13 protein-coding genes are annotated in these 13809 nt (G+C 61.0%); 6 read left to right on the forward strand and 7 right to left on the reverse strand.

Annotated features, from left to right (window positions below; all coding sequences use genetic code 11):
* Positions 1-83 precede the first annotated feature (83 nt).
* The 4 genes from hemP to RAK07_RS04075 all read right to left on the reverse strand — a co-directional run bounded on the left by hemP (position 84) and on the right by RAK07_RS04075 (position 1809).
* On the reverse strand, positions 84-272 hold the full coding sequence (gene hemP, locus RAK07_RS04060; RefSeq protein ID WP_309550342.1) for a hemin uptake protein HemP: 189 nt from the start codon (positions 270-272) through the stop codon (positions 84-86).
* Entirely contained in the window at positions 211-546 is a 336-nt protein-coding gene (locus RAK07_RS04065; protein ID WP_305731564.1) for a DUF2325 domain-containing protein, read from the reverse strand. The genes hemP and RAK07_RS04065 overlap by 62 nt, the downstream gene beginning before the upstream one ends.
* Entirely contained in the window at positions 543-1274 is a 732-nt protein-coding gene (locus RAK07_RS04070) for a DUF3793 family protein (RefSeq protein ID WP_305731565.1), read from the reverse strand. Before RAK07_RS04070 ends, RAK07_RS04065 begins: the two co-directional genes overlap by 4 nt.
* Before the next feature lie 85 nt (positions 1275-1359).
* Entirely contained in the window at positions 1360-1809 is a 450-nt protein-coding gene (locus tag RAK07_RS04075; RefSeq protein ID WP_305731566.1) for a Fur family transcriptional regulator, read from the reverse strand.
* 302 nt (positions 1810-2111) lie between these two features.
* Here RAK07_RS04075 and katG point away from each other — a divergent pair, with 302 nt between their 5' ends.
* The 3 genes from katG (at position 2112) to RAK07_RS04090 (ending at position 5452) form a co-directional block, all read left to right on the forward strand.
* Positions 2112-4307: a catalase/peroxidase HPI gene (gene katG, locus RAK07_RS04080; RefSeq protein WP_305731567.1), complete on the forward strand. Its 2196-nt coding sequence runs from the start codon at positions 2112-2114 to the stop codon at positions 4305-4307.
* A 51-nt stretch (positions 4308-4358) separates the two neighbouring features.
* Positions 4359-4862: a ferritin-like domain-containing protein gene (locus RAK07_RS04085; RefSeq protein WP_305731568.1), complete on the forward strand. Its 504-nt coding sequence runs from the start codon at positions 4359-4361 to the stop codon at positions 4860-4862.
* A gap of 95 nt (positions 4863-4957) precedes the next feature.
* Positions 4958-5452: a rubrerythrin family protein gene (locus tag RAK07_RS04090; RefSeq protein ID WP_305731569.1), complete on the forward strand. Its 495-nt coding sequence runs from the start codon at positions 4958-4960 to the stop codon at positions 5450-5452.
* A 100-nt stretch (positions 5453-5552) separates the two neighbouring features.
* Here RAK07_RS04090 and RAK07_RS04095 read toward each other — a convergent pair whose 3' ends face one another.
* On the reverse strand, positions 5553-6566 hold the full coding sequence (locus tag RAK07_RS04095; RefSeq protein WP_305731570.1) for a peptidylprolyl isomerase: 1014 nt from the start codon (positions 6564-6566) through the stop codon (positions 5553-5555).
* Positions 6567-6748: 182 nt separating this feature from the next.
* Between RAK07_RS04095 and RAK07_RS04100 the strand changes: the two genes are divergently transcribed.
* The 3 genes from RAK07_RS04100 to RAK07_RS04110 all read left to right on the forward strand — a co-directional run bounded on the left by RAK07_RS04100 (position 6749) and on the right by RAK07_RS04110 (position 10852).
* On the forward strand, positions 6749-7108 hold the full coding sequence (locus RAK07_RS04100; protein ID WP_305731571.1) for a response regulator: 360 nt from the start codon (positions 6749-6751) through the stop codon (positions 7106-7108).
* Positions 7109-7138: 30 nt separating this feature from the next.
* Positions 7139-8011 carry a chemotaxis protein CheX gene (locus RAK07_RS04105; protein ID WP_305731572.1) on the forward strand — a complete coding sequence of 291 codons (873 nt, stop codon included), beginning with the start codon at positions 7139-7141 and terminating at the stop codon, positions 8009-8011.
* Positions 8012-8152: 141 nt separating this feature from the next.
* Positions 8153-10852: a 2-oxoglutarate dehydrogenase E1 component gene (locus tag RAK07_RS04110; RefSeq protein ID WP_305731573.1), complete on the forward strand. Its 2700-nt coding sequence runs from the start codon at positions 8153-8155 to the stop codon at positions 10850-10852.
* Positions 10853-10921: 69 nt separating this feature from the next.
* On the opposite strand, the gene hpnH is transcribed toward RAK07_RS04110, so the two are convergent.
* Together hpnH and dxs are read right to left on the reverse strand one after the other, a co-directional pair.
* Positions 10922-11923, reverse strand: a complete 1002-nt coding sequence (gene hpnH, locus RAK07_RS04115; protein WP_305731574.1) for an adenosyl-hopene transferase HpnH — start codon at positions 11921-11923, stop codon at positions 10922-10924.
* A 15-nt stretch (positions 11924-11938) separates the two neighbouring features.
* The gene (gene dxs, locus RAK07_RS04120) at positions 11939-13804 is read right to left on the reverse strand and encodes a 1-deoxy-D-xylulose-5-phosphate synthase (RefSeq protein WP_305731575.1); all 1866 of its coding nucleotides are present in this window, start codon (positions 13802-13804) and stop codon (positions 11939-11941) included.
* Positions 13805-13809: the final 5 nt, after the last annotated feature.

A 13809-nucleotide genomic window follows, 5' to 3' on the forward strand; every position in this document is an offset into this window, starting at 1 on the left:
ATGGCGGTGGGTGGCACCGGTGGCTGGCGTATGGAATTCTCTGCGCGGGAAGGCGCGAAGCTAGCGATGTCCGATACTGCGGTTTATTTAGTCAGGATCAGCTTGTTGCTGCTGGTAATCCGTAAGCGATACTCTTCACCGTTATGTAGGATGACGAGCATTTTTTGGTCACCGAACAAGGCGGTGCTGGCCAAGGCTTTGCCGGACATGTCAGGCCTGCCTTTCTCTGTCGCCCGTCGTGGCATTTGTCGAGTTTTGGCACAGCGCGACATGCAGGCAGCTCAGGCATTCCCGCAGCGTACAGACGCCGCAGGCGTGGTGCATGAACACCGGGATGCCCCGTTTCTTTGCGCTGTTCAGCGCCTCGTTGCGGGCTTGGTGGGACACCTTGTTGGTGAAGATGACCACGGCATCCATGTTGCCGATTTTGGTGCCCAGATTCTTTTCTGACTGGCTGAAGATCCGCAGCTCCATCCCCAGGCGCCGTGCTTCCTTCAGGTACTGTTCACCCAGGCGGTCCATGCCGCCGATCAGTGCGATACTCATACATGAACCTCCTGATTGTGGCAATGAAATTTTTTATCATTAGTGGGGCCGGAAAATCGATTCTTGAGGCAGTTGAGTCGATCGATGCACTCGCAGGGTGTTGCGCACTGTTCAAGAAGCGTCCCTACCATCCTGCGTGTCCGCCGAAACGAACCGGCAAGGCAGAGGCTTTTTTCAGGGTTGCCGAAGATTTTCCAGGGCCCCTGGCAGGTGAAGGGAAGTTTCACCAGCCCCATGAATGCGGCCACGTCTTTTGCCGGGTAGCCGATGAACAGTCCGATCTCATGGGGGAAGGAGCCGTGGCCCGCAATCCGTCGGTTCAGCTCCTCAAGCAGGTCGCTGCTGTCACCTGCGCCGTCATATCCTGCCTTCACGAGCAACGCCCTGATGCCGGGATGGGAGAGGTGAGCAGCCAGCTGTTCCGGGTGATAGCAGAAAAGCAGCAGCGCCCGTTCGCTTGACTGCAGCACCCGGAAACGGAGCATGGGCAGTGCCGCGGAAAGCTCATGGCTGTGCTGCTGCCAGAGGTGATACAGGTTTCGTCCGCAGGAGCGCTGCCGGTTCACTAGGGAGACGAGGCTTGCCGGTTTGATGCCGGCAAGGGCTTCCGAGCATTCCAGCACCAGATGAGCCGTCAGGCAGTCGAGCGGATCGGAGAAGCGCGACGCTACCTGGTGTCGTGCAGTGTGTCGCACAGGGCTATTGGGGTGAAGGTTTGCTGTGTTCATGACGATTCCGGTTAATGATTTTTGTTATCAATAAACGAGTGTGGTGCTGCCTGTCAAGGGAAAAGTTAGGGACGGGGTGGGGGAGTTAGGTGGAGGCGCAGCGGTTGCAGGTGCCGTACATGACGGCATTTTTGGTCTCGATGGCTCCCCAGGTGCGGGCCGTTTCGGGAAGCTCGATCCGGTCGAATTCGGGCCATTCGATATCCAGGACCGCCTTGCACAAGGAGCAGATCAGGTGATGGTGGGGGCCGATGACCGCTTCAAAACGAGCCTGGCTCTCTGCGGTCTGAATGCGATTGACCAGGCCGTGCTGTTCCAGGGTTGCCAGGGTTCGGTACACGGTGTCGAGCGAAATCGAGGGCACCTCCCGCGTGATCCGCTTGTGAATCGTTTCAGCCGAGGGGTGGTCGGGGTGCTGCAGCAGCTCACGAAAAATCAAGGTCCGCTGGTGCGTTATTTTCAAGCCTGCTCCACGGCAGGCGAGGGTGAACTGCTCCATCTGGTGGGCTAGCCGTTTACGTGATGTGGTTGGCATGGCGACCTCCCAAGAGCTTATTTTTGCTGATGATCCTCTAAAAGACCCCGTTTGTCAAGAATTGTGATGGGAAGGGTAAAATCGAGCTTGACAAATTACGTAATAGTAATTAATCGTAACAAGGTCAGGCGCAGGGTTTTGTGCTGCTTGTTAATAGTGAATATCAGTTTTTGTTAAATAAATTATGCTAGTTAGCTGGTTTTGCGGTTCTTGACAGCCCAGGGTTTGCTGTTACGCTTTACTGCAACAGGGGCTGGGGTGTTTGAGTGAAGAGGTTTCAGAAAAGCGAAAGGAGCCAGCGTATGGGTACTGACAGCAGATGCCCCGTCACGGGAACAACCAGGAGGCAGGTGGCAGGCGGCGGCACTTCAAACCGGGACTGGTGGCCGAATCAGTTGAGTCTGCATATCTTGCATCAGCATTCTGCGAAGTCCAATCCGATGGGGGAGGATTTCAACTACCGCGAGGAGTTCGCGACGCTTGATCTTGCCGCCATCAAAAAGGATCTCCATGCCCTGATGACCGATTCCCAGGGCTGGTGGCCCGCTGACTGGGGTCACTACGGCGGATTGATGATCCGGATGGCCTGGCACAGCGCCGGCACCTACCGCGTGGGCGACGGTCGTGGCGGGGCCGGCTCCGGTTCCCAACGTCTGGCGCCGCTGAACAGTTGGCCGGACAACGCCAACCTGGACAAGGCGCGCCGGTTGCTTTGGCCGATCAAGCAGAAGTACGGCCGGAAGATATCTTGGGCCGACCTGATGATTCTGGCCGGCAACTGCGCCTTGGAGTCGATGGGGTTCAAAACCTTCGGCTTTGCTGGTGGGCGCGAAGATGTCTGGGAGCCGGAAGAGGATATTTATTGGGGGGCGGAGGATACCTGGCTCGGCGACAATCGCTACAGCGGTAACCGTAACCTCGAAAATCCGCTGGCCGCCGTGCAGATGGGCCTGATCTACGTCAACCCGGAGGGGCCGAACGGCAACCCGGATCCGGTTGCCTCGGGGCGTGACGTGCGCGAAACTTTTGCCCGCATGGCCATGAACGATGAAGAGACCGTTGCCCTGATTGCCGGTGGTCATACGTTCGGCAAGTGTCACGGTGCCGGTCCGGCCACCCATGTGGGGCCGGAGCCGGAAGCTGCACCTGTCGAAGCCCAGGGGCTGGGCTGGCAAAGCAACTACAAAAGCGGCAGGGGGGGTGATACCATCACCAGCGGTCTGGAGGGGGCCTGGAAACCGAATCCGACCAGATGGGACATGGGCTATCTGAAGGTGCTGTTCAAGTATGAATGGGAACTGGTCAAGAGCCCGGCCGGTGCTCACCAGTGGCTTGCCAAGGACGTGGAAGACGAGGACATGGTGGTCGATGCCCACGATCCGGGCAAGAAGCGCCGGCCGATGATGACCACGGCGGACCTTTCTCTCAAGTTTGACCCGGTGTACGAAAAAATTGCCCGGCGTTATCTGGCGAATCCCGACCAGTTCGCCGATGCCTTTGCCCGGGCTTGGTTCAAGCTGACTCACCGCGATATGGGACCCCGTTCGCGCTATCTCGGCCCCGAGGTTCCGGCGGAGGAGCTGATCTGGCAGGACCCGCTGCCGGCCATCGACCATGAACTGGTCAACGAGAGGGATATCGCTGATCTGAAAGCTGCGATCCGGGCGTCGGGGCTGTCGATCCCCCAACTGGTTGCCACCGCCTGGGCTTCGGCCTCCACCTTCCGCGGTTCCGACAAGCGGGGCGGCGCCAACGGCGCCCGTATCCGCCTGGCTCCGCAAAAGGATTGGGAGGTCAACCAGCCGGCGCACCTGGCCTCGGTGCTTGCAGCCCTTGAAGGAATCAGGAAGCAGTTCAATGGCGCCCAGTCGGGCAGCAAGAAGATCTCGCTGGCCGATCTGATTGTGCTGGGCGGCTGCGCGGCGATCGAGCAGGCTGCCGCGAATGCCGGCGTTACGGTGACGGTTCCCTTTACACCGGGACGTACCGATGCCTCGCAGGAGCAGACCGATACGGCTTCCTTTGCCGTGCTTGAGCCCAAGGCCGACGGGTTCCGCAATTATCAGAAGGCCAGGTACGCCGTGTCGGCGGAGGAGCTGCTGATAGACCGGGCGCACCTGCTGACCCTGACCGCTCCCGAAATGGTTGTGCTGATCGGTGGCATGCGGGCTCTGAACGCCAATTACGGCCAGTCAACGCACGGTGTCTTCACCAGACGTCCCGAAACCCTCACCAACGATTTCTTCACGAACCTGCTGGACATGGGCACGGTCTGGACGCCGACCACCCAGGACCCGGATATCTTTGAGGGGCGCGACCGTAGCAGCGGCGAACTGAAATGGACCGCCACCCGAGTCGATCTCGTGCTCGGTTCCAACTCCCAGCTCCGGGCCATCGCAGAAGTCTACGGCTGCGCCGACTCCCAGGAGAAATTTTTGCAGGACTTCATTGCAGCCTGGAACAAGGTGATGAACCTCGACCGGTTCGATGGTGCCTGACCCGGCTGCTGCAAATGTGTGCAATGCATCTCACGACAAGGAGGAAGAGCCATGGGATCAAAAGGACGCGAAATCATCGGCATGGATCTGAATGAACTGCTGGGCCTGTTGCAGCGGGCCTACTGCGACGAATGGCTTGCCTACTACCAGTACTGGCTGGGGGCCAAGCTGGTCAAGGGACCGATGAAGGACGCCGTGGGAGCGGAGCTCCTTGTGCATGCCACCGAGGAGCTGGCCCACGCCGACATGGTGGCCATGCGGATCATTCAACTGGGGGGAACGCCGATAACCAAGCCTGAGGATTGGTACCGGTACACCAACTGCGGGTACGATGCTCCGGACGACCCCCATGTCAAGGTACTGCTGGAGCAGAACATCAAGGGGGAGCAGTGCGCCATCAGCGTCTACAAGCGGCTGATGGACATCACCAGGGACAAGGATCCGGTGACCTACAACATGGTGCTGACCATTCTGGAGCAGGAAGTGGAACACGAGGAGGACCTGCAGTCGCTGCTGGAGGATTACGAATTACTGGTGAAAGCCATCAGGGAGTAGTATCTTCCCAAGTGCTTTCCGAATATGAGCATAGAGTACGACTGACGCATGGTTCTGCGGACCGGCGTCATATTTCACCCCACGGAGGTTGTTGAATGTCCACAGAGAAGAATCTCGCAGAAGCCTTTGCCGGCGAAAGCCAGGCGAACCGCAAATACCTTGCCTTTGCCAAGCAGGCCGACAAAGAGGGCTTTCCCCAGGTTGCCCGTCTGTTCCGTGCCGCTGCAGAGGCGGAAACCGTGCATGCCCATGCCCATCTGAAAGTACTGGGCGGCATCAGGAGCACCAAAGACAACCTGATGGAGGCCATTGGCGGGGAAACCCACGAGTTCAAGGAAATGTATCCGCCGATGATCGAAGCGGCCCGGAAAGAAGGGGCAGCCGAGGCGTTGCGTTCGTTTACCTTTGCCAACGCGGTGGAAAAGACCCATGCCGAACTGTACCAAAAGGCGTTCGACACTCTGGGGCAGGCAGGTGAGCAGTTCGATTATTATGTCTGTCCGGTCTGTGGCCATACCGTGGAAAAGGCCGCACCGGCAACGTGTGAGGTCTGCGGCGCTGCCGGCAGCGTTTTCATCCGGATCAGCTGATCGGTTCCGACCGGGTGTTGTACCCGTCAACAGATGAAAGGGCCGCGTTCCGGTAACGGAACGCGGCCCTTGTCGGTACAGCCTGGATACCAGCAGCGACTTACTTCAGGAATACCTCGATTTTTGCCTTCTTGCGTGCCTCCTCAAGGGTCGCATTGACCGCCTCGCCCACCTTCCGGCGCTTCAGCGATTCTTCGATCCGGCTTTTGACGTCGGCAAAGGCGACCTTGCTGGCGGCTTTCTTCTCCACTGCCTTGATGATGTGGAAGCCGAACTGGGTTTCCACAACGCCGCTGATCTCCCCCGGTTTCAACGCAAACGCCGCATCCTCGAACGGCTTCACCATCTGCCCTTTGCTGAAGTAGCCCAGATCGCCCCCCTGCTTGCTGCTGGGGCAACCGGAGTTGTCCTGGGCCAGCTTGGCGAAGTCGGCACCGGCCTGGGCCTGTTTCAGCAGCTCGTTGATCTTTGCCCGTGCCGTGCTCCGTTCGTCCGCGGTTGCCTTGGGATCAACCGTGATCAGGATGTGGCTGGCCCGCATCTGTTCCGGCTGGAGGAAGGACTCCGGGTTCTTGTCGTAAAAGGTCTGCACCTCGGCTGCTGTCACGGTCTGCTTGGGGACGATCATCTTCTCGATATAGGCGTCAATGACCAAGTTGCGGCGTACCAGCTCGCGCAGGTCCTTTTCGGTCATTCCCTGTTCCTTCAGCGCCTTGGCAAACTCCTCCTCATTCTTGAAGCGGGTCTCTTTCAGCCCCTTGACATGCTCGTCAACCTTGGCCTCCTGACCGTTCAGGGGGCTGGTTTTGGCCAGCTGGTACATCAACTCGCCGGCGATTAGCTGGTTGAGCAGAAACTTTTGAACCTCCGATTCCCGCTCTGCCGGTACCTGGGCGCCCTGGGGAGAACTCTTGAATGCCGTCAGCGCCTTGTTCAGGTCCGCCGCCGGGATGGCAACGCCGTTGACCCGGGCAACCGGGTCGGGCAGGCCCTTTGATTTTTCGGTGGCCTTGGCCGCGGCCGGCTTCTTGTCAGCGGCCGTTACCCCGGCAACCGACAGTGCCATGAGGGCAGCCGCCAACAGAACAGTGAAGACAATGCGTGGGTATGCCATGGTGTGTGTCGCTCCTTTGCGGTGAGTCTGCTACCTTTGTATATCACGGAAGCAAAGCGATCAAAAAGCGGAAAGTTCCCCGGATTCAATTTTGACATTTGCCGATGTTTCCGCTAGAGTTCGCCAAAATTAAGCCTGCGGCCGGCAGATTTTTCATGCCGTCCAGGGGAGGGAAGCTGTCTATGAAGAAGGTGCTCGTGGTGGATGATAGTCTCTCCGTAGCCCGTCAGCTTGAGAAAATTCTGAATGAATCAGGTGATTTTACCTGTGTCGGCCACGCCAAGAACGGTGCTGAGGCCATCAAGATGAATCATGCCGAAAATCCTGACATTATCTGCATGGATATGAACATGCCCGGCATGGACGGCCTGACCGCCCTGCGCAGCCTGGTGGTGCTGGACAAGGAGGTCAAGGTGGTGATGGTCACCTCCCTCGGCGGCGTGGGGGACAAATTCGCCGAAGCCCTGAAGCTGGGGGCAAAGAACGTGATCTCAAAGCCGTTTGAAGCCGAAACGGTCCTGAATGTGCTGAGGGCGCTCTAGTCGCCTATCGTTTTCGTATCGGAGAGTGCAATGGCCGTTAAATTTTTTGGACAGTACCTGATCGAACATGACCTGGTCACCAGTGAGTCGGTGCTCCGCGCCATTGAGCTGCAGGAGCGGACCAACCTGAAACTGGGGGAGATGGCAGTGGCCATGGGACTGATCACCACCCGCGACATTGAAACCGCCCATGCTGCCCAGTACAGCCGGGACATGAAGCTGGGCGATCTGCTGGTGGAGCTGGGAATGCTCACCCCCGCGCAGTTGCAGGATGTGATCAATCACCAGCGGGCAACCCACATCTATATCGGTGAGGCACTGGTGAAGGTGGGTGCGCTCACGCCGGAGAAGCTGGAGCAGTACCTGGAGGAGTTCAAAGCCGATCAGGCCCAGTACGTTTCCGACCGGGTCGAACTGCCGGCATGGCTGAATACGGATACGATACTGTGGGAAGCGATGGTTGACCTGACCTACAAGATGATCACCCGCGTGATCGGCATCCAGTTCCGTCCCGGCAAGTTCGAGGAGGTGTCCCGCATCGCCTCCGGCCGCCTGGTGGCGGCCATGGATGTGAGCGGCGACGTTGCCGCCCGCTATCTGCTGGCGGTTTCCGACGGGGTGGGCAAGGCCATTGCCCGGGCCATCCTGAAGGAAGATGATGTCGAGAACGAGCCGGAAGAGATTATTGAGGACACCGTGATGGAGTTCGTCAACATCGTCTGCGGCAACGTGGTGGCCAAGGCGTCCCAGGGGGGGCTGCTGCTGGAGATCGCCCCACCGGTGACGATCAGGCCGCCGGCCAACGGTTTGCCGGTGCCGGACGGATACCGCGGCGTGCTGTTCCCGATCCATGTCAGCGACGGAGAAACCATGGAAATGGCTGTTTTTGTCAAGACAGCCTGATCGGTTTGCGGCATCCCTCAGGGTACGGTTCCACGGCCCGGCGTATCAGCGCCGGGCCGTGTCCGTTTTGGCGTCGTTGCTCTTGAATCGCGGCGGAACGATGCTACAATCGCAGCAGCGACAGCGGAGCAGGGAGGAATCATGGCACAGGATGCATTGACGTTTCTCGCGGCGTTGCCGGAGACGATGATTGAGGAGTTGTATGGTCGCTGGCTGGGCGGCGAGGAGCTTCCGGCGGACTGGCAGCGCTTCTTTGCCGCCTACCGCCTGGGACAGGAAACAGCCGGAGCGCGGGAGGAGTGCTGCCACAACCCGGCCATGGCCCTCAAGCATTCGGGGGTGCAGTCGCTGATCTACCGCTACCGCGATCTGGGGCACCTGCTGGCCTGCACCGACCCGCTTTCCCCCTGTCCGGTCTCCCATCCGTTACTGGAGCTTGCTGCCTTCGGGCTTGACGAGGCGGACCTTTCGACCCGCTTCACCACCGGCCGTCACCATCTGCAGCAGGCCACCCTGCGAGAATTCCTGCAGAGCATGCGGGAAACCTACTGCCGCGAGATCGGCATTGAGTTCATGCATATCCAGGACCCGTCCGAGCGGCAATGGCTGATCGACCGGATGGAACCGGGGCTGAACCGTCCCCGCTTTTCGACGGAATACAGGCTGCGGATCATGGAAATGCTGCACCGGGCGGTGCTGTTCGAGGCGTTTCTGCACCGCCGGTTCCAGGGACAGAAGCGGTTTTCCCTGGAAGGAGGCGAGGTGTTGATTCCCGTGCTGGAGGCCCTGGCCGATGCCTGTCCCGGTGCCGGTATCGGTGACCTGGTGCTGGGGATGCCCCACCGGGGCCGGCTGAACGTGCTGGCCCACCTCTTCGGAAAGCCGTACGCGCACATCTTCGGCGAGTTCCGGGAAAGCCTGGACCAGGGGTTCGTGGGGGACGGCGACGTGAAGTACCATAAGGGCTACTCCGTTGACCGGCAGTTCGGCGGCGGCAGCCTCCACCTGACGCTGACCTCCAACCCCAGCCACCTGGAGGCGGTCAACCCGGTGGTGGAGGGGAAGGCCCGGGCCCGTCAGGACCGGATCGGTCAGGACGGCGCCGGCCGGGTGCTGCCGGTGCTGCTCCACGGCGACGCCGCTTTCGCCGGTCAGGGGATGGTGGCGGAAGTGCTGAATATGTCCCAGTTGCAGGGGTACCATACCGGCGGCACCATTCATGTGGTGCTCAACAACCAGATCGGCTTCACCACCCTGCCCAAGGATTCCCGCTCCACCCGCTACTCCACCGACGTGGCCAAGATGCTGGCCTGCCCCATCCTGCACGTGCACGGCGAGCAGCCGGAAGCGGCGGTCCACGCCATGCTGCTGGCCCTGGCCTACCGCCAGTCCTACCGGAAGGATGTGGTGCTGGAGCTGATCTGCTACCGCCGGCACGGCCATAACGAGGGGGATGAGCCGGCCTTCACCCAGCCGGTCATGTACCGGAAGATCGCCGAACGGCTCCCCATTAACCGGATCTACGCCGACCGGCTGGTGGAGGCGGGGGTGCTGCGGGAGCAGGTTGATGCCCTGGCCGTAACCGTCAACCGCGAGCTGGAGCAGGCGTTGGAGGCTGCCCCCCCGGCCCGCACCGTCGGCTTCCGGGATGCCTGGAGCGGTTTCGAGCGGGAGTACCGTCCGGTTGACGAGTCCACCGGCGTTGCCGCCGGTCAGTTGCAGGAACTGGCCCGGCAGCTGGCGGTGCTGCCCGCTGGTATCACGCCCCACCCCAAAGTCGCGGCGCTGCTGAAAAAACGGGAAGAGTCGGTCGTGAACGGCAGTGGTATCGACTGGGGGACCGCTGAGACCCTGGCCTACGCCAGCCTGCTGCAGGAGGGAAGCCGAATCAGGATATCCGGCCAGGACGCCCGGCGGGGTACCTTTAACCACCGCCATGCTGCGGTCTACGACCAGGAAAGCGGCACCTGCGTCGTTCCGCTGGCGGAACTGGCTACTCGGCAGGGAACAGCCTTCGATATCTTCGACAGTTGCCTCTCCGAAAACGGCGTCCTGGGATTCGAGTACGGCTATTCGCTGGAGAATCCCCGCGGTCTCACCGTCTGGGAAGCCCAGTTCGGCGATTTCGCCAACGGCGCCCAAGTGATCATCGACCAGTTCATCGCCGCCGGTGAAACCAAGTGGAACCGGGCCAGCGGTCTGGTGCTGCTACTACCCCACGGCTACGAAGGGCAGGGGGCGGAACACTCCAGCGCCCGGATCGAGCGGTATCTTCAGCTCTGCGCCAAGGAAAACCTGCTGGTGGCGATCCCCAGCACCCCGGCCCAGGTATTCCACCTGCTGCGCCGCCAGGTGCACCTGCCGTTCCGCAAGCCACTGGTGGTGTTCACCCCCAAGTCGCTCTTGCGCAATCCGTCCTGCGTCAGTACCCTGGCTGAGCTGGGGGAGGGGAGCCGTTTCCGGGAACTGCTGCTCACCGGCGATCCGGCGACCGCCCGGCGGATCCTCTTCTGCAGCGGCAAGCTGTACCACGAGCTGGCCGGCCGTCTGGCTGCCGGCCGCACCACGGACATCGCCGTGGTGCGGCTCGAACAGCTCTATCCGCTACGCCAGGATATGGTGCGGGAGCTGCTGGCAGACCGGGCCGCTGGAGCGGAATGCTGCTGGGTACAGGAGGAACCGGAAAACATGGGGGCCTGGCGGTTTGTCCGCCCACTGCTGGAAGAGCTGGTGGGGCCGCTGCGCTACATCGGCCGGGAGGCGGAAAGCTGCCCGGCCGTGGGATCGCACCACCTGCACGACGAGCAGCAGCAAGCGATTCTGACCGAGGCATGTTCCTGACCGAAACGAGAAAGCCCGCCCGGACAACCGTCCGAGCGGGCTTTTCATACATACCGTTCCCTCCAGCCGTCAGGTCAGGTTCCAGAACAGCATCTCCAGCATATCCCTGGGGCTCTTGCCCACTTCAGTCACCACGGTCGGCTCGAAACCGCAGTGCATCATGCACTGGGCGCAGCGGGAGTCCTTGCCGACGCCGTAGCTGTCCCAATCCACCGTTTCCATCATTTCTTTGAAGGTCGGGTAGTGACCATCGGTGATCAGGTAGCAGGGGGCTTTCCACCCCTGGGGGTTGCGGGTGGGGTTGCCCCAGGGGGTACACTGGAGTTTCTTTTCCCCCTTGAGAAAGCGCAGGTACATCGGGGTGGACCAGAAGCGGTGCTTCTTGCTCATCTCGTAGACCTGCACGAATTTTTTCTCGATCTCCAGGCGTTCCAGGAACATCTTCTCCTCTTCCACCGCCTCGTAGCTGAAGCCCGGCGCCACCAGCAGACCGTGAACCCCCAGTTCCTCCAGCTTGGTGAACAGCATTTCGATCTCAACCAGGTCGGTATCCTTGAAGATGGTGGTGTTGGTGCAGACCCGGAAGCCGCGGGCATGGGCGGCCCGAATCCCCTCAATGGCCGCCTTGAAGGCTCCCTTGCGTTCAAGGATGCGGTCGTGGGTCTCTTCAAGACCGTCCATGTGGACGTTGAAGGTGAGGTTGGGGTGGGGGGACATCCGCTCCAGCGATTTTTCCAACAGCAGGCCGTTGGTGCAGAACATGATGTGGCGGCCCCGTTTCAGTACTTCATCCACCAGCTCGAAGACATGGGGATAGAGAAATGGTTCGCCGCCGGTGATGGTGACGACCGGCGCCGGGCATTCGTCAACCGAGCGCAGGCATTCCTCCAGAGGCATCATGGCGGTAATGGTGTCGGCATACTCGCGGATGCGACCGCAGCCGGAGCACGCCAGGTTGCAGAGGTGGGTCGGCTCCAGCATCAGTACCAGAGGGAACTTCTCCACCTTGTTGATCCGGTTCTTGATGATGTATTTGGTCAGGTCGTAGTTGAGACGCCAGGGAAAACGCATGATCGGCCTATCCTTTCAGTTCTTCACGAACGCCGCCGCTGCGGCAGCGATACCTTCCGCATCAATCCCCAGATCGCGGCGCAGTTGGGCCTGGGAACCGTGTTCCACGAAACAGTCGGGTATGCCGAGGCGTTTCACCCGGACCGTCAGCCCCTTGTCCTGCAGCAGTTCCAGCACAGCACTGCCGAAACCTCCCTGCAGGGCGTTTTCCTCAACGGTGAGGACCGCACCGGTGGCGGTCGCCATGCGCAGAATCAGCTCCTCATCCAGCGGTTTGATGAAGCGGGCATTGACAACGGCGGCAGTGATGCCTGTTTTCGCAAGTGACTCCGCCGCTTCCAGGGCCGGAACAACGGTGGAGCCGATGGCGATGATGGCCAGATCGGCGCCTTCGCGCAGCAGCTCCCCTTTACCCGGCGGCAGTGCGGTGAGGTGCCGGTCCAGCGGCACGCCATAGCCGGCGCCGCGGGGATAGCGGATGGCCACGGGGCTGCGCAGCTCCAGGGCGGTCTTCAGCATGTGGCGCAGTTCGTTCTCGTCCTTGGGAGCCATGAAGGTGAGGCCGGGCAGATGACGCAGGTAGGAGAGGTCGAAGACGCCGTGGTGGGTGGGGCCGTCGTCTCCCACCAGGCCGCCGCGGTCCATGGCGATCACCACCGGCAGGTTCTGCAGGCAGATGTCGTGGAACACCTGATCGTACCCCCGCTGGACAAAGGAGGAGTAGATGGCGGCCACCGGCTTGTGGCCGTCCGCCGCCAGGCCGGCGGCAAAGCAGAGGGCATGCTGTTCGGCGATGCCGACATCGAAGAACCGCTCCGGCAGGGCTTCGGCAAAGTAGTTGAGGCCGGTACCGTCCGGCATGGCGGCGGTGATGGCCACAATGGCCGGATCCTTTTCCGCCAGCTCCACCAGGGTGCGACCGAAAATCTCGGTGTAGGAGGCAGCCGCCGACTTGGCCGGCGCTGCGCCGGTGGAGAGGTCGAAGGCGCCCACGCCGTGAAACTTGTCCGGCTTGGTCTCCGCCGGATGGTAGCCCTTGCCCTTGGTGGTCATGACGTGGACCAGGATCGGCCCGTCGAACTCCCGCAGGTTGGAGAATACCTCGATCAGACCGGGCAGGTCATGACCGTCGATGGGACCGATATAGTCGAATCCCAGGGCCTCGAACAGGGCGCCGGGGGTGAGGAACCCCTTGAGGGAGTTTTCGGCCCGCCGGGCGAACTTGAGGATATCCTTGCCAAAGGAAGGGATGTTGGTGAGCAGCTCCTTCATCTCCTTTTTCAGTTCCCGGAAGTGCCGGGTGGTCATCTTGCGGGAGATGAAGGCGGAAAAGGCGCCGACGTTCCTGGAGATGGACATCTCATTGTCGTTCAGCACGACAATCAGGTTCTTCTTGAGGTGGCCCGCCTGGTTCAATCCCTCGAAGGCAATGCCGCCGGTCAGCGAGCCATCGCCGATGACCGCGATGACGTTGTTTCTGGTGCCGTCCAGAGAAGCGGCCGCAGCCATTCCTAACGCCGCGGAGATGGAGGTGGAGGCATGCCCCACGCCGAAGGCGTCATGCTCGGATTCGCTGCGCTTGGGGAAACCGGACAGCCCCTTGTACTGGCGCTGGGTGGGGAAACGGTCCCGGCGGCCGGTGAGGATCTTGTGGGTGTAAGCCTGGTGTCCCACATCCCAGACGATCTTGTCCTTGGGGGTGGTGAAACAGTAGTGCAGGGCCAGGGTCAACTCCACCACGCCCAAGTTGGACCCCAGGTGGCCGCCGGTTTCGGAGACGGTCTGCAGCAGGAACTCGCGCAGTTCGGCGGCCAGGGCCGGGAGCTGCTCGAGAGGGAGTTTCTTCAGATCGTCGGGGGACTGTATGGTTTCAAGGATCATCGTTG

This window comes from Trichlorobacter ammonificans (assembly GCF_933509905.1).
GTDB lineage: Bacteria > Desulfobacterota > Desulfuromonadia > Geobacterales > Pseudopelobacteraceae > Trichlorobacter > Trichlorobacter ammonificans.